Annotated in this window: 17 protein-coding genes and 1 pseudogene; 10 read left to right on the top strand and 8 right to left on the bottom strand. The window is 72.1% G+C overall.

What is annotated here, in order from left to right:
• Positions 1–61: 61 nt before the first annotated feature.
• From ACGF8B_RS05820 to ACGF8B_RS05795, 6 genes and pseudogenes are all read left to right on the top strand, one after another.
• Positions 62–490 (top strand): hypothetical protein, encoded by a 429-nt coding sequence (locus ACGF8B_RS05820; protein WP_392735109.1) that lies wholly within the window; start codon positions 62–64, stop codon positions 488–490.
• 11 nt (positions 491–501) lie between these two features.
• Positions 502–765: an ATP-binding protein gene (locus tag ACGF8B_RS05815; RefSeq protein WP_392735107.1), complete on the top strand. Its 264-nt coding sequence runs from the start codon at positions 502–504 to the stop codon at positions 763–765.
• Positions 766–1,154: 389 nt separating this feature from the next.
• Entirely contained in the window at positions 1,155–2,276 is a 1,122-nt protein-coding gene (locus ACGF8B_RS05810) for an adenosylhomocysteinase (RefSeq protein ID WP_392735105.1), read from the top strand.
• Between the two features lie 5 nt (positions 2,277–2,281).
• Positions 2,282–2,824, top strand: coding sequence for an NUDIX hydrolase (locus ACGF8B_RS05805; RefSeq protein ID WP_392735103.1), 543 nt, complete (start codon positions 2,282–2,284; stop codon positions 2,822–2,824).
• 131 nt (positions 2,825–2,955) lie between these two features.
• Positions 2,956–3,279, top strand: a pseudogene (locus ACGF8B_RS05800) (NUDIX domain-containing protein); the annotation flags it as partial.
• A gap of 144 nt (positions 3,280–3,423) precedes the next feature.
• The gene (locus tag ACGF8B_RS05795) at positions 3,424–4,089 is read left to right on the top strand and encodes a hypothetical protein (RefSeq protein ID WP_392735102.1); all 666 of its coding nucleotides are present in this window, start codon (positions 3,424–3,426) and stop codon (positions 4,087–4,089) included.
• A 23-nt stretch (positions 4,090–4,112) separates the two neighbouring features.
• Here ACGF8B_RS05795 and ACGF8B_RS05790 read toward each other — a convergent pair whose 3' ends face one another.
• The gene (locus tag ACGF8B_RS05790) at positions 4,113–4,697 is read right to left on the bottom strand and encodes a helix-turn-helix domain-containing protein (protein ID WP_392735100.1); all 585 of its coding nucleotides are present in this window, start codon (positions 4,695–4,697) and stop codon (positions 4,113–4,115) included.
• A gap of 115 nt (positions 4,698–4,812) precedes the next feature.
• On the opposite strand from ACGF8B_RS05790, the gene ACGF8B_RS05785 reads away from it, so the two are divergent.
• A complete protein-coding gene (locus ACGF8B_RS05785; RefSeq protein ID WP_392735098.1) occupies positions 4,813–5,649 on the top strand; it encodes an EamA family transporter in 837 nt (278 codons plus the stop codon).
• Between the two features lie 49 nt (positions 5,650–5,698).
• A complete protein-coding gene (locus tag ACGF8B_RS05780) occupies positions 5,699–6,406 on the top strand; it encodes a B3/4 domain-containing protein (protein ID WP_392735097.1) in 708 nt (235 codons plus the stop codon).
• Here the strand turns inward: ACGF8B_RS05780 and ACGF8B_RS05775 are convergent.
• Genes ACGF8B_RS05775 through ACGF8B_RS05765 form a run of 3 tightly spaced genes read right to left on the bottom strand, consistent with a single transcriptional unit; the run spans position 6,396 to position 9,343 of the window.
• Positions 6,396–7,223, bottom strand: a complete 828-nt coding sequence (locus ACGF8B_RS05775; protein ID WP_392735095.1) for a response regulator — start codon at positions 7,221–7,223, stop codon at positions 6,396–6,398. The two genes, ACGF8B_RS05780 and ACGF8B_RS05775, sit on opposite strands and share 11 nt — an antisense overlap.
• Complete coding sequence (locus tag ACGF8B_RS05770) at positions 7,220–8,479, bottom strand: sensor histidine kinase (RefSeq protein WP_392735093.1); 1,260 nt, start codon at positions 8,477–8,479, stop codon at positions 7,220–7,222. Before ACGF8B_RS05770 ends, ACGF8B_RS05775 begins: the two co-directional genes overlap by 4 nt.
• Positions 8,480–8,506: 27 nt before the next feature.
• The gene (locus ACGF8B_RS05765; protein ID WP_392735091.1) at positions 8,507–9,343 is read right to left on the bottom strand and encodes a hypothetical protein; all 837 of its coding nucleotides are present in this window, start codon (positions 9,341–9,343) and stop codon (positions 8,507–8,509) included.
• Between the two features lie 277 nt (positions 9,344–9,620).
• Here ACGF8B_RS05765 and ACGF8B_RS05760 point away from each other — a divergent pair, with 277 nt between their 5' ends.
• Positions 9,621–10,100, top strand: coding sequence for a VOC family protein (locus tag ACGF8B_RS05760; protein ID WP_392735090.1), 480 nt, complete (start codon positions 9,621–9,623; stop codon positions 10,098–10,100).
• 243 nt (positions 10,101–10,343) lie between these two features.
• Here the strand turns inward: ACGF8B_RS05760 and ACGF8B_RS05755 are convergent, their stop codons facing one another.
• On the bottom strand, positions 10,344–11,816 hold the full coding sequence (locus ACGF8B_RS05755) for an MFS transporter (protein WP_392735087.1): 1,473 nt from the start codon (positions 11,814–11,816) through the stop codon (positions 10,344–10,346).
• 100 nt (positions 11,817–11,916) lie between these two features.
• Between ACGF8B_RS05755 and ACGF8B_RS05750 the strand changes: the two genes are divergently transcribed.
• Positions 11,917–12,552, top strand: coding sequence for a TetR/AcrR family transcriptional regulator (locus tag ACGF8B_RS05750; protein ID WP_392735086.1), 636 nt, complete (start codon positions 11,917–11,919; stop codon positions 12,550–12,552).
• A gap of 82 nt (positions 12,553–12,634) precedes the next feature.
• Here ACGF8B_RS05750 and ACGF8B_RS05745 read toward each other — a convergent pair whose 3' ends face one another.
• The 3 genes from ACGF8B_RS05745 to ACGF8B_RS05735 all read right to left on the bottom strand — a co-directional run bounded on the left by ACGF8B_RS05745 (position 12,635) and on the right by ACGF8B_RS05735 (position 14,704).
• Complete coding sequence (locus tag ACGF8B_RS05745) at positions 12,635–13,258, bottom strand: nucleotidyltransferase domain-containing protein (protein WP_392735084.1); 624 nt, start codon at positions 13,256–13,258, stop codon at positions 12,635–12,637.
• 172 nt (positions 13,259–13,430) lie between these two features.
• Positions 13,431–14,348: an NAD(P)H-binding protein gene (locus tag ACGF8B_RS05740; RefSeq protein ID WP_392735082.1), complete on the bottom strand. Its 918-nt coding sequence runs from the start codon at positions 14,346–14,348 to the stop codon at positions 13,431–13,433.
• Complete coding sequence (locus tag ACGF8B_RS05735; protein WP_392735080.1) at positions 14,345–14,704, bottom strand: DUF952 domain-containing protein; 360 nt, start codon at positions 14,702–14,704, stop codon at positions 14,345–14,347. Before ACGF8B_RS05735 ends, ACGF8B_RS05740 begins: the two co-directional genes overlap by 4 nt.

Raw genomic sequence — 14,704 nt, 5'->3', positions numbered from 1 at the left:
GTTGGCCGGACGCCATGCTCAGAGCGTCACCATTTGTCGAGCCTTTGGGACGGTCCTGAGTATGGAACCCCTCACGGAGCATCGCCCGGTCAACGGCCCGGTCGTTTACGGCTTCCTGCGGCTGGTGCGGGTCTCCCAAGCGCGGCAGGACGCGCTGGCCGCCTCGCTCACCGAATACTGCCGCAGCCACGAACTCCAGCTGTCCGGCGTCTTCACCGACCGCGACGCGTCCGCCGGGCCCGCCTCAGCTGCGTTCACCGGGCTACTGGACGTGCTCGCGCTGCCGGAGGTCTACGGCGTCATCGCCCCGGCCATGTCGCACCTGGGGCTTCAGGCCACAGCCGCTGAACGCGGGCGGCGGATCGAGGCGGTCGGCTCGCGGCTGCTGCTGGTCCGCAAACCCCGCACGGCCCACCACTCCATCTCCCGCAGCGGTCCCGTCCGCCGCCGTCACCCCGGCACCACTCGCGTCCTGGACGCCGAGTCATGAGGACCACCGTGATGACCAAGACGATCCAGCAGTTCTTCGACGCGCGGCCCGAGTCGGTCGGCCAGGCACGGTCCTTTACCTCTGAGGCCCTGGCCGACTGGGATCTGCCGGACCGCGCCGAGGACGTCCGGCTATGCGTCTCCGAACTCGCCACCAACGCCCTGGTCCACGGGACTGCCCCCGGACACGGCTTCCTGGTCAAGCTCGACGCCGACGAGGATGTCGTACGCCTGGAAGTGCACGACAGCCGCCGCCAGCACCCGGAACGGCCCTGACCGGCTCGGGCACCGCTGAGACTGCCGAGGCCAGGATGCGGCGGCTGTCCGCCAGCCTGGGTGGCCTGGCCGGCGCCCGGGAGGTCGTTCCGGTGCTGGAGCACTGCCTGCAAGATCGTCGGCGACCAGGTGCTGGTGCGCTTCCCCGGCGCCTCCCAGCGGCTGCGGCTGCCCACCCGTCTCCCGGACCGAACAGGTCGCCCGCAGCGGTGAGGCAATCCTCCTACTCGGGCTGGACCCCCTGCCGCAGTCCGCTGACGCCGCCAAGGTCGACACCTACCTGGATGCAGCGCTCGTAGCCGACCGGCTGCTGTTCGGACGCGCGCACCCGTTGAACCCGCGTCTCCTCGCACGCCCCCCCCGGACGGAACAGATGAGAGGGAACTGTCATGGAAACCTTCGAACGCGCCCGGCTGGACGCCTACTTCGCCCGGATCACCGCCCAGTTCGCCCCGGGTGAGCAGACGGCGTCGTTCCTCATCACGCACCTGCTGGCCGAGCGTCCCGCGTTCGTCCGCGCGGTCGCCGCGATGACCCGGCTCACTGCGGTGCTGCCCAAGCCGAAGTCCGTCCACCCGGCCGCGAAGCGCGAGGTCGAGCAGACGCACATGGTCGACACCCTCACCCGCGAAATGTTCGCCCAGGCCGACGACGCTCTGGACTACCTCGAATCCCGGGCCGCCGACCAGACGGTCACCCTGCTGGACGTCGGCGGCTACTTCGCCCCCAGCCTCGTCGACGTCCACAGTCGCTTCACGGGACGGATCGCCGGGGTGATCGAGGACACCGAGAACGGGCACCACCGCTACGAGGACCTCGGCAAGCTGCCCTGCCCCATCGTCTCCGTCGCCCGCTCACCACTGAAGGACCCCGAAGACTTCCTCGTCGGCCAGTCCGTAGTCTTCTCCACCGAGGCCGTCATGCGCGATCGCGGTGACATCCTCCACGGCCGCCCCGCCCTGGTGATCGGCTTCGGTAAGCTCGGCAGCTCGATCGCCCGCCTCCTGCATGCCAAGGGCGTCCATGTCACCGTCTTCGACATCGACCCCGTCCGCCGCACCCAGGCCCTCTCCCAGGGCTTCACCGTTGCCCGCGACCGCGAAGCGGCCCTGACCGGGGCCGGCCTGGTGCTCTGCGCGACCGGCGCCGTCTCCCTGCGCGGCGAGGACTTCTCCCACCTGCGCAACGGCGCCTACGTCGCCACCGTGACCTCCAGTGAGGACGAACTCGACCTCGCCGGACTCCCCGACGTCTACACCCGCACCCAGGTCGGCGACCACGTCACCCGCTACCAGACCACCGGCCACTACTTCTATCTGGCGAACGGCGGTAACGCCGTCAACTTCATCCACGGCGCCAGCGTTGGGCCGTTCATCTTCCTGGTCCAGGCCGAGATCCTCGCCGCGATCAGGATGCTCACCCGCGGAGACCTCGCCCCCGGCATCCATGAGGTCCCCGCACCCGACCGCGAAGCCATCGCTGCGACCTGGCTCTCCTACTTCAACAGGTGATCACCATGACCATCACGGCAGACCACATCCGCACCACCATCGCCGCCTACCTCGACGAGCACCCAGAGGACAAGTGCGAACTCGGCGTCGTCCTTGGCCTTCTGGACGACGGCGACGACCTCACCAGCCGCAAGACCCTGCCCGGCCACGTCACCGCCGGCGCGATCCTCGTCGACCCCGACAGCCGCATCCTGCACATTCTCCACAACGCGACCCAGAAGTGGCTGCTGCCCGGCGGCCATCTGGAGCCCTCGGACAACACGCTCCTGCAGGCCGCCGGCCGCGAACTCGCCGAAGAGACCGGCATCCCGCCCCACGCCGTCACCCCGCACAGCGAGACCCCGCTCCACATCGATATCCACCCCATCGACGCCAACCCCGCCAAGGACGAACCCGCCCACCAGCACTTCGACTTCCGCTTCCTGTTCCGCACCACCGCCGACATCGGCGAACTGCAGACCGAGGAAGTCTCCGACGCTGCCTGGCGAACGGTCTGCGCCCTCCACGACGAGAGGTTGAGTCAGCGCGTGGTGCAAGCACTGCGCTGACTCCAAGATCGGCCGCCCCTGCGTCTACGACCTCCGACGCGCGGGGCGTCCTACCCAATGGGAAGCGGCACGATGCGCCGTCTCAACGAGACACGCGCCGAAGCAATCGCCACCTTCTGAAGCGACACGCGAGCGAGCCGGGCGAACCCGTCACGGAAACCGCAGTCCGCGAGCTCTACGAGGAGACGGGCCTCACCGTGAAGCCCGAGTCCCTCAAGGTCGCCCACATCATCCACGGCGCCTGGGGCGTCGAAGCCCCCAACGGTTTCCTCACCATCGTCTTCGCCACCCACGAATGGACCGGCGAACCCGAAAACCGCGAACCACGCAAGCACTCCCAGGTCCGCTGGGTCGACGCCGATGCCATCCCCGAGGAATTCGTGGAGACCACCGCTGGCGCCCTTCACCGGTACCTCAAGGGCGGCCCGCAAGTCTCCCTCGACGGCCGGCAGTAGAGGCGCCGAAACGAATCGACCTGTTACCAGAGCGTGTGCTCCGTACTCGACCAGGCTGCTGCACCGGGGGCACGGGGAGTCTGCCTTGAACGGGACCTTTTAGACACCCTCCGCTGTGGGTCGCGGGCGGTTCAGAATGCTGCCGTGGCTGTTGAAGAAGACCGAAGCGGTACGGAAGCGCGCTCATTCCTGGCCTGCGCGGCGGAGGTGGCGCGGTTGCTCGGCATCGAGGACACGGCCCCGGTGCCGGAAGAGCCGGAGGAGCGGCGCGCCCGGTACCTGGCCCATGCGGTGCGAAAGCCGCTGCTCGAACGTGCCGTGCTGCCCGAGGATGCCTTCGCCGCGCTGATGGCGGCGGCGGTCCACGACCCGGATCCGAGCTTCTGCCGCTGGTTCGTCGAGCCGGCGCTCTACGTGTTCGGACGCCGCAGGGTGCTGGCGGCACTGGTCGACCGCATGCGGACGGGCTCGGACGCCGAACGGGCGGGGGCCGTGCGGGCCTGGTACTGCGCCCACCTGCCGCTCAGCGCGGACCGGTCTCCGGCGTACGCGCCGGGCGGAAGCCGTGATCCCGCCCTGGACGAGTGTCGGGACGTGGTGGATTCATGGCTGGAGGAATCGATGCGGGTCTTCGCCCGGAGCACCGATCCACAGACCCGTCTTCGGGTCCTGCTGAACCTTCCCGCCGCGCGTGCGGCGTACCCGCAACACCTCCACGAGTTGCTCGATCACACCATCGTCTCCGCCCGGACCCATCCCAGCGAGCACATCCGCCGTTGGGGCGCCGTGGCGGAGCGGCACGGCGCCTGAACCGGCTGTCGCGTCGCATTTGATCAGGGTGTGGGGTTGGGGCCCGGCGGCAGGTGGACCGTCATGATCAGGTGGCAGGTGCCGGAGCCGGAGCCGCGGTACGTGTGGGACAGGTCGCCGTCGAAAGTGGCGGTCTGGCCGGCCTCGACGGGGTGTTCCGTGCCGTCGACGACCAGGGTCATCCGGCCGGCGGTGACGCTGATGGTCTCGGTGACCCCGGCCTGGTGGGGGTGGCTGGGGTATTCCTCGCCCGGTTCCAGCTGCCAGCGCCAGATCTCCACCGGGGCCGGGCCCGAGGTCGTGAGCATGAGCCGGGCCTCGCCGCCCCGCGCTCCGGTCCACAGTGGTGCGACGGATTCGGCGGCCACGACGCGGACGCGGCCCTCGGACGGGCCCTGCATCAGGGCGGAGACCGAGATGCCGAGGGTGTCGGCCAGCCGGACCAGGGTGGCCAGGTTGGGGTTGCCCTGGGCTCTCTCCAGCGCCACCAGGGCCCCCTTGCTGACCTGGGCGCGCCGGCCGAGCTCGTCCAGGGAAAGGCCGGCGCGGGTCCGGGCCGCCCTGACGTTGTGGGCGACCGTCCGCAGGGCTGCGGCCGTCTCGGCCATCTGATCTCCATCCCCGCCACGGACTACTGGATTGAACCGTGCGGTCGTTTTGTTGACACCGACCGGTCGATCCGTTGTACGGTGCGGTCGTTCCAATAATGGTAAGGGATGTGCCGTGATCGCTCTGCTTCTGGCTCTGGGCAGCTCGCTCGCATACGGGTGCGCCGACTTCCTCGGCGGTCTCGGTGCCCGCAAGGCCCACGTTCTGCGTACCGTGATGATCGCCGCCCCGGCCTCGCTCGCGGTCGAGCTGTTGCTGTGGCCGGTGCTCGGGGCCTCGTTCAGCGTCGGCGCCCTCGGCTGGGGTGCGGCGTCGGGGGTCGTCTCCGCCGCCGCGTTCGCGCTGCTCTACCGCACCCTGGCGATCGGCCCGATGAACGTGCTCTCGCCGGTGACCGCGCTGGTCTCCGCCGCGCTGCCGGTCGGCGTGGGGCTGTTCCAGGGCGAGCATCTGGGGGCCGCCGGGCTGGTGGGCCTGCCGCTCGCGCTGTTCGCGGTGGTACTGGTCAGCGCCGGGCACGGCGCCGGGTCCGCGCGCCCGTCCCGTACCGCGCTGCTGCTGGCCCTCGGCGCGGGCGCCGCCATAGCCCTCCAGCTGATCTTCCTTCACCAGGCGCCGTCCGACAGCGGCGTGGCTCCGCTGATCATCGGCCGGGCGGTCTCCTCCGCCGTCACCCTGGCCGCCGCCGGGCTGCTGTTCCGCAAGCTCGGCTCCGAGCGGCCCGCCTATGCGATGTCGGCCGCCGCGGGTGTCCTGGACTCGCTGGCGAACCTGATGTTCCTGCTCGCCGCCCGCAGCGGGGACCTGACCGTCGTCGCGGTGATAACGGCCCTCTACCCGGCCGGCACGGTCCTGCTCGCGCGCGGAGTGCTCGCCGAGCGCATCCACCGCGGCCAGCTCGTCGGCCTGGGGACCGCCGCCGTCGCCGTCGGCCTCCTCGCCCTGACCTGATCCCGACACACCCGCGCACCCGCACACCCGAGAAACGGAAACACCGCTCATGCCCGCCTTCCGCATCGCCCCCGCCGTCACGGACGCCTTCCCCGGCACCCTCATCGCCCTGGTCACCGCCACCGGCCTGCGCGGCCGTGAGCCCTGGCCCGACACCGCCGCCGCCCTGGCGGATCTGGAGCAGCGGCTCGCCGACGGTGCCTGGCAGCCCGCCGACGAGACCGACCCGCGCATCGAGGTATGGCACACCGCCTACCGCTCCTTCGGCACCAACCCGCGCCGCATCCGGCCCAGCGTCGACGCGCTCGGCCGCCGCTTCGCGAAGCGGGGCACCCTGCCCCGTATCAACCCGGCCGTCGATTCCTACAACGCCGTCTCCGTCCGTCACGGTCTGCCCGCCGGGGCCTTCGACCTGGCCCACGTCGACGGTGATGTCGACATCCGGTACGCGGACGGCGGCGAGGAGTTCACCCCGCTCGGCGAGCCCGGCACCGTGGAGAACCCCAAGCCCGGCGAGATCGTCTACACGGACGCCACCGGGGTCCTGACCCGGCACTGGAACCACCGCGACGCCCACCGCACCCGGGTCACCGAGGACTCCGGCCGCGTCGTCTTCGTACTCGAAACCCTGCGCGCCGACCACGACGGCGACCTCGTCAGGGACGCGGCGGAGGAGCTGCGGGGGCTGCTCGGCCCGCATGCCGAACGGACCGCGGTGCGGTACCTCGGGCCGACGGACGCCGAGGTCACCGTCTGAGACCGTCCCGCCTGCGGGCGTCGACCAGCCCGGTCTCGTAGGCGACGATGACGAGTTGGGCGCGGTCGCGCGCCCGGAGCTTGGCGAGCAGGCGGCCGATGTGTGTCTTGACCGTGGCCTGGCTCAGATGGAGGTGCCGCGCGATCTCCGTGTTGGACAGGCCGCGCGCGATCAGGCCGAGCACCTCCAGTTCCCGGTCCGTGACCCCGTCCAGCGAACGGGCCGGTGGCCGGCCCGGCTCCGGGCGGCGGGCGAATTCCGCGATCAGGCGGCTCGTCACCGAGGGCGCGAGCAGTGACTCCCCCGCGGCGACGACTCCGATGGCGGTGAGGACGTCGGCCGGCGGGGTGTCCTTCAGCAGGAAGCCGGTGGCTCCGGCGCGCAGCGCGGCGTATACGTACTCGTCCAGGTCGAAGGTGGTGAGGACCAGGACGCGGACGCCAGAGGTGTCGGGGTCCGCGCAGATACGGCGGGTGGCCTCGATGCCGTCGAGTTCCGGCATCCGGATGTCCATCAGCACCACGTCCGGCCTTTCGCGGCGGGCCAGTTCGACGGCTTCCGCGCCGGTCGCCGCCTCCCCCACCGCCGTCATGCCCGGCGTGTGGTCGACCAGTACACGAAAACTGCCGCGCACCATGGCCTGGTCGTCCGCGACCAGCACCCGGACCGGCGGCCGGCCGTCGGTGGCCCGCACCCGAACCGGCGGCCGATCGTCGGTGGACTGCGCCCGAACCGGCAGTCGGCCGTCGGTGGACTGCACCCGGGCCGGCGGCCGGTCCTCCGTGGCCGGCACCCGGACCGGCGCTTCGTCGGTCATGTGTTCCGCTCCCCGTCGATCGGCAGTCGGACGGACACCGCGAAGCCGCCCTCCGGGCGGGGGCCCGCATCGAAGCTGCCCCCGTACATCATGGCCCGTTCCCGCATCCCCAACAGGCCGTGCCCGCCGGGCAGTTCGCTTCCGGGCCGCCTGCGGCCCGCCGGTGGGCCCTCATCGACGACATCGATACGGACCTCGCGCGCGTCCGCCGCGACCGTGACCCGGCAGCGGGTCGGGGAGGCGTGCCGTACGACGTTGGTGACGGATTCCTGGACGATCCGGTGGACGGTCGCCCGCACCCCCTCGGCCAACCCCTCCGTACCGTGGACCGCGAAGCTGATGTCCGTCCCCGCCCGCCCGGCCTCGACGCCCAGCTCGTCCAGGCTGCCGAGGTCAGGAACCGGGCCGAGCGGCGCGTCCGGCCCGGGAGACGCGCCCCGGCCGGGAGACGCGCCCCGGCCGGGAGACGCGCCCCGGCCGGGAGTCGCATCCGCTCCGAAAGGCGCTCCCTGGCCGCGCAGTACGCCTAGTGTGCGCCGCATCTCGGCCAGCGCGGATCGGCTCGTCTCCTCGATGATCTTCAGCGCGTCCTTCGCCTCCTGCGGATCGGCGTCCGCGACATGTCCGGCGACACCCGCCTTGACGGCTATGAGGCTCAGGTTGTGCGAGACGATGTCGTGCAGCTCACGGGCGATCCTGAGCCGTTCCTCCTCCACAGCGCGCTCCGAGCGGCGCCGCTCGTGCCGCAGGGCCTCCGCCCGGCGCCCGCGCATCGTGGAGCCCGCGCCCCAGGAACCGCCGATCACCAGCACCACCAGCCCGGCCACTCCCACGGCCCCCCACGGGCCCTCGGCCGGGGTGACCACCGCTTCGCCGAGGTAGACGGCGCCGCCCGCCACCGTCAGCGCGACGGCCAGCGCGGGTACGGAGCGCCGGGCGGGTTCGGCCAGGCCGACCAGGTAGGCGGCGAATCCGGCCGCCGCGTACGGCTCCCGGACGATGTCCAGGAGTGAGGCGGCGGCCAGCGCGGCGACGACGACGGCCAGCACGAGGAGCGGGCGGCGACGGCGTACGGCTACGGGCAGGCCCACCGCGGCGGCGATCAGGTACCCCGTCCAGAGCGGCCCGGCGTAGTGCGCCTGACCGTCGCCGGGGCCCATCCGCACGAAGCCGGCATAGACGGCGGTCAGCGACAACGCCACGGCGAAGTCTACGAGTTGGAGTTGCAGACGGCGGCGGCCGGCCGTGGTGATCATGGTTCGACGGTATCCGTACGGGCACACTCAGCCGGCCTGTCCGATCAGCGCCATGGACACGATCGTCACCGCCGTCAGCCCGGCCCAGCGCAGCACCACCGCCGGGCCCGGCCGCGGCGCCTCGCGCAGCAGGCCGAGACCGGACGGCACCAGCGCGACGCACAGCCCGGCCAGGGCCACCAGCGACATCGGCGTGGTGCCCTTGAGAACACCCAGCGGCAGCGCCGCCGTCAGGCCGAGGGCGACCGCCCGCACCGGCCCGAGCACCCCGGTGCGCCACGCGCCGAGCGCGAGTACGACCCAGCCCGCGAGTACGGCGAGGTTCAGCGCGGCGAAGACGTGGAAGGCGCCGTAGCCGGCGGTCACGGCCTCGGTGGCGGCATCGGCGCCACGGGAGCGCACCAGTTGGAAGGCCAGGTGGTCCACCCCCGCGTGGAAGGCACGGGCGAACAGCCCGAGGACGACCAGGACTCCGCCCCACAGACCCCATCCCGGGCTGCGGCTCCCGATCCGGGTGGCGAGCACGGCCACGGCGGGCCAGAGCAGCACGCCCCCGGCGGCGAACAGCCCGTACGCCGTGGCCATCAGTGCGGGGTGCCGTTCGTACGCGGCGAGTTGGTCGGGGTAGAAGAAGTGGAAGCGGACGCGCAGCAGCGCTCCGGCCAGCATCAGGACCGGGCCGAGCACCATGGCGGCGCCGCCCGTCCAGCGTCCGGTGAATCCGGCTGTGCCCATCGGCTCCACCGGCAGCAGGGCGCGCAGCCGGGAGTCGACGGCGGTTGCGGTTGCGGTTTCGGCTGCGGCTGCGGCTGCGGCTGCGGTTTCGGCTGCGGGGGTGCTTCTGTGGGCCGTTCGGTTCGTCATGCCCCGACGATGCCGCCCCTCCCCCGGTGGGGGCATCGGACCAGGACCCGGACCTCGGGGTCGGACCTGGGTATGACATCCGGACGAAAGACCCAGGTGTGCGGTGCAGCCGTGTCGCCGAGGCGATTTCGAGCCATCCACAGGGACCATATGAAGTCGGCCGACACCCGCCCCCCTTGGGTTACCCCCAGTACAGCGATGAGTTCTCGGGATGGGGTCGGTCGGTATGGGTGGACCTGCGCAGGCGACGGGGCTGCGTACACGAGGGGAGACAGCGATGACCACCGAGGGCTTCACCACATGTCTGTGGTTCGACGGACAGGCAGAGGAGGCGGCGGAGTACTACGTCTCGGTCTTCAAGAACTCCCGCCTCGGCGGGATCGCCCGCTACAACGAGGCGGGGCCGGGGCCCGCCGGATCCGTGATGACGGTCGAGTTCGAGCTCAACGGCCAGAAGTTCGTCGGGCTGAACGGCGGTCCGGAGTTCACGTTCGACGAGGCCGTCTCGTTCCAGATCCGCTGCGCGGACCAGGCCGAGGTGGACTACTACTGGGGCGCTCTCACCGACGGGGGCGAGGAGGGGCCCTGCGGCTGGGTGAAGGACCGGTACGGCCTCTCCTGGCAGGTCGTACCCGAGGTGCTGCTGGCACTGGCCACCGATCCGGACGGGACGAAGGCCGCCAGGACCACGCGGGCGATGCTGACCATGAAGAAGCTGGACATCGCCGCGCTGCGCAAGGCCCACGACGAGGGCTGAGACACGCTGGGAAGCGGAGAACGGGGATACGGGAGTTGCGGGGGATACGGGAAATACGGGGATACGGGAAGCAGGACGCGGGACGCGGGCAGCGGTGATGCCGGGCAGGGGGTCCGTCGGATCCCTGCCCAGCATCACCGCTGCCCGTTGCCCGGCATCACCGCTGCCCGGCATCACCACTGCCCGTTGCCCGGCATCACCACTGCCCGTTGCCCGGCATCACCGCTTCCCGCGCGCCGTTCCTCACCGGGGCGTCCCTGCCCCCGCCCGCCGCGGCCCGAGGAAGGCGCCCGCGAGCAGCGCGCCGGCCAGGACCAGCGCCGAGTTGACCAGGATCGCGACCGAGACCCCCGAGAGAACACCCTCGGGTCCGGCGTCGCCGAGTGCGGACATCCGGGCGGTGGCGACGGCGCTCATGATCGGGATGCCCATGGTGATGCCGACCTGCTGGGTCATGGTGGCGAGGCCGGTGGCCAGGCCCTGTTCCTCGTCGGGAAGGCCGGAGGTCGCGGTGACCATGAAGCCGACGATCATCAGCATGTTGCCGATGCCGCCGACGAAGGTGGCCACCAGCAGGAGCGCGATCCACTCCCCCGACGTTCCGAGCGCCACCAGGGACAGCGTGGCGACGGCCTGGACGACCCCGCCGGCGACGATGGTCCTGCGGTTCCCGAACCGGCCGACGGCACGGCCGCCGAGGGTGCCGCCGATCACGGTGCCGATGCCGAGGACTCCGAAGGCGAGACCGGTGGCGAGCGGTGAGTAGCCGAGGACTTCCTGAAGGTAGAGGGTGAGCAGGAAGACCAGCGAGGTCTCGGTGACGAAGGCGATCAGACCGGCGGTGTTGCCCCAGATGACGCTGCGCCGCTTCAGGATGTGCACGGGGACCAGCGGTGCCGCGGCCCGCTTCTCGACCGCCAGGAAGGCGACGAGGAGTACGAGCCCGGCGAGGAGCGCCGCCAGAGTGGTGGGCCCGGTCCAGCCGGACTCGCCGGCCTGCGTCAGCCCGTAGACGAGGAGGAGCAGACCGCCGGTGACGGTCACGGCGCCGGGGATGTCGAGCCGGGGGCGTACGGCGGGCCGCGAGTCGGTGATGACGGCCGGGGCGAGGAAGACGACCAGGGCGGCCACCGGCACGTTGATGAAGAACGCCCAGCGCCAGGAGAGCAGATCGGTGAGCAGGCCGCCGAGGATGGCCCCGGCGGTGAATCCGGCGGACATCAGTGCCCCGTTGAGCCCCAGGGCCCGATCCCGCAGGGGGCCCTCCTTGAAGGCCGTGGTCAGCAGCGCGAGCCCGGCCGGGGTGACGGCCGCCGTAGCCAGCCCCTGCAACACCCTTGCCACCAGCAGCACTTCGGGCGAGCCGGCGAGACCGCCGAGGGCGGAGGAAAGGCCCAGGACGACCATGCCGACGAGGAACAGCCGCTTGCGGCCGACGAGATCCGCGATGCGGCCGAAGAGCAGCGTGAAGCCGGCGGCGGCGAGCGCGAACGCGGTGGCGATCCACTGGAGATGGGAGAGGGAGAAGCCGAGGCCCGCGCCGACGACCGGCAGTGCGACATTCAGGATCGAGAAGTCCACGGCGATCATGAACTGGGCGCCGAGGAGGAGGGTCAGGACAAGTTTCTGCCGCCCGGTCATACGGATTCCGGACGGGGTGGCGGCGGGAGCGGCGGCCGTGCCGCTCGGAGCCGGGGCCTGGCTGGGTGCGGACATGATGAGGGCCTCCATAGAGAGGTTCTAACGGGACGGTGGTTCCGTTAAGATGGAGTCACCGTAGCAGGGGAAGGGCCATTAATGGAACTGGAGACCCGTTATGACTTCTGAGGGTTCTGAGGGTGCGGAGCCCGGCAACGCGGAGCCCGGCCGCGTGCGGCCCGGTGGCCGTACCGCCCGGGTCCGTGAGTCGGTCCTGCGGGCGGCGGGCGACGCCCTGGCCGAGCACGGCTTCGACCGGCTGGACCTCGCCGATGTCGCACGCCGCGCGGAGGTCGGCAAGACAACCGTCTATCGACGCTGGTCCACCCCCACCGGCCTGATCGCGGACCTGCTCGACGACATGGCCGAACGGTCCTCGCCCCGTACCGCGACGGGCTCGCTGACCGAGGACCTCAGGGCCAACGCCCGGCTGGTGGCCACGACCCTCGCCGACCCGCGGCAGGGCGCGCTCTTCAGGTCCGTGATCGCCGCGGCCACCTGCGATCCGCGCACCGCCGAGGCGCTGCACCGGTTCTACGCGATCCGCATCAAGGAGTGGTCCGGCTGCGTCACCGAGGCCGTCGAGCGGGGCGAACTGCCCGCGGGCACCGACGCCGACGAGGTGATCCGCGCCGTGTCGGCGCCGCTCTACTACCGGCTGCTGGCCAGCGGCCACCCGGTCGACGAGGCGGCGGCGGACCGGGCCGCGGGCGCCGCCGAGGCGGCGGCACGCGCGGGCGCGTACGTGAACTGACGCGCGATCCGGCCGTCCCCGCCCGGCCGTCCCCGCCCGGCGGTTCGCGCCCGGCGGTTCGCGCCCGGCGGTTCGCGCCCGATCAGATCGCCGGGTGGGCGCGCAGGCGGACCGCCCACTGGTGACCGGCGCCCTCGGCCAGGGCGAGGGCCCCGGTCAGCCAGGCACGCTGGTCCGCGTCGAGGACCGGCAGCGCCTCGGCGAAGTCCTGCTCGTCCTTGGGGCGCGGGGTCCCCGCCTTGTACAGGAGCTGCACCTCGGGGCAGAGGTACGGAACGCCGTCCGCGGTGAGGCGGCCGAGCCGGTCCAGCGGCAGGCGGACGCGGGGATCGCGGCGGAACAGCCAGTCGTCGCCCTCCGTGTCGTCGAGCATGAGCTGGATGCGCCAGGGCTCGGCGGGGCCGGGGCGGCACCAGATGTCGTGCACCTGTGGCGGCAGGACCTCGCCCCGGAGCCAGGGGCGCAGGGTGCCCGGCGGGTCCGCGGCCCACCACTCCCAGCCCGCCAGGAGTCGCTGGGCGGCGAGCTGGTCGCGGCGGAGCAGCAGGACGTCGATGTCGGCGTGGTCCCGGAAGGCATGGCCCACGGCGAACTCGACGGCGTGTCCCCCGGCGATCCACCAGGGGACACGCAGCGGCGCGAAGAGGCGGGCGACCTCGTCCGGCGGGGCCGGATCCCAGGGGCCCCACGGAGTCCTGGTACGCATGACCACGCGCCTCTCTTCCTCTCCGGCACCACCCGCCACGGGGTCGGTCCGTCCCGGGCGGTCCACCGATCGAAGCCGGCCCACCGGAGTCAGCCGGTCGATGCCGGCCCGCCGGGTCAGCCGGTCGGGGGCAGTCCGCCGGGGTCGGTCCGCCGAAGCCGGCCCATCGGGGTCAGCCGGTCGTCAGCAGATGCCGGTAGCAGTCCGGGTGTTCCCGCAGGAACGTGGCCAGGCTCGTCGCCGGGTGCCCGGTGAGGTCCGGTACGGCGTCCGAGACCGTGGCCATCTCGCCGGTGGCGATGGCCTCGTACGACGTCACCCAGCCCGCCACCTCCCAGTCCTCGGCGCCGTACTGGGCCCGGGAGGCGTAGGCCTCCTCCCGGGTCTCCGCCACGTAGCTGATGGTCCGGCCGGTGACCCGGCCGAGCTCCTCGGCGGCCTCGGCGAGGGTGAACGCCTCGGGACCGGTGAGGTCGTAGGTGATCCCGTCGTAGCGGGTGTCGGCGCTCTCGGTGTCGGCCAGCAGGACGGCGACCGCGGCGTCCGCGATGTCGTCGTGCGCCACCGCCGCCACCCGGCCGTCGCCACCGGGGCCGCGCAGCACCCCGTCGGCACCGGTCATCGCCGGGATCCCGGCCAGGTACAGGCTGTCGCGCAGGAAGGTGTACCGGACATCGGCGGCACGGATGTGCGCCTCGGTGTGCCAGTGGTCCCGGGCGAAGGTGAACGTGGCGTCCGGCGCGGCGCCCTGGAACGAGACGTACACGATGCGTTCGACGCCCACGGCGACCGCCGCGTCCACGGCCGTCGTGTGCTCACGCACCCGGTACGGGCTCTCGTGCGCCGAGACGAGGAACAGCGTGTGCGCCCCGGCCAGGGCGCGGCGCATCGCCTCGCCGTCGCCGTACGGGGCCGGCGGTGCGGCGACGGCGCCGGGCAGTTCGGGCAGCCGGGACGGGTCGCGACCGAGGAGCCGCACGGGCACGCCGGCCCGCGCCAGACGCTGTGCGACCCGGCCGCCGACGGCGCCGCTCGCACCGGTGACGGCGACGATGGGGGCCTCCGGGGCGGTGGGGGGTGGGTTGTTCATGCGGGATCGCCTTCCTTGCGCAGCCAGGGGCGTACTTCCACGACCGCGTCCACCGGGACGGGGCCGTAGATGTGCGGGAACTCCTCGCCACCGGGCACGACGGGCTCGTACCGTACGGGCGCCGGGAGCCGGTCGGGATCGATGACGAGGACCACGAGTTCCTGGTCGCCGGCCCCGGCCCCGCTCCCGGCGCCGTACAGCATCTCGGCCACGCCGGGGAGCTGGTGCGGCAGCGAGCAGTGGATGAAGCCCTCTTCGTGCAGGGTGCGGCCGCGGGTGGACATCTCGTACGTCCCGATCCCGCGGGCCGCCTCCCACAGGGGGCCTTCGGTGAGGTGCAGCAGCAGTTCGGCCAT

The organism is Streptomyces sp. NPDC047917 (assembly GCF_043204345.1).
GTDB lineage: Bacteria > Actinomycetota > Actinomycetes > Streptomycetales > Streptomycetaceae > Streptomyces > Streptomyces sanglieri.
Note: the sequence above shows the minus strand (reverse complement) of the source record. Positions and strands in the feature narration are given on the sequence as shown.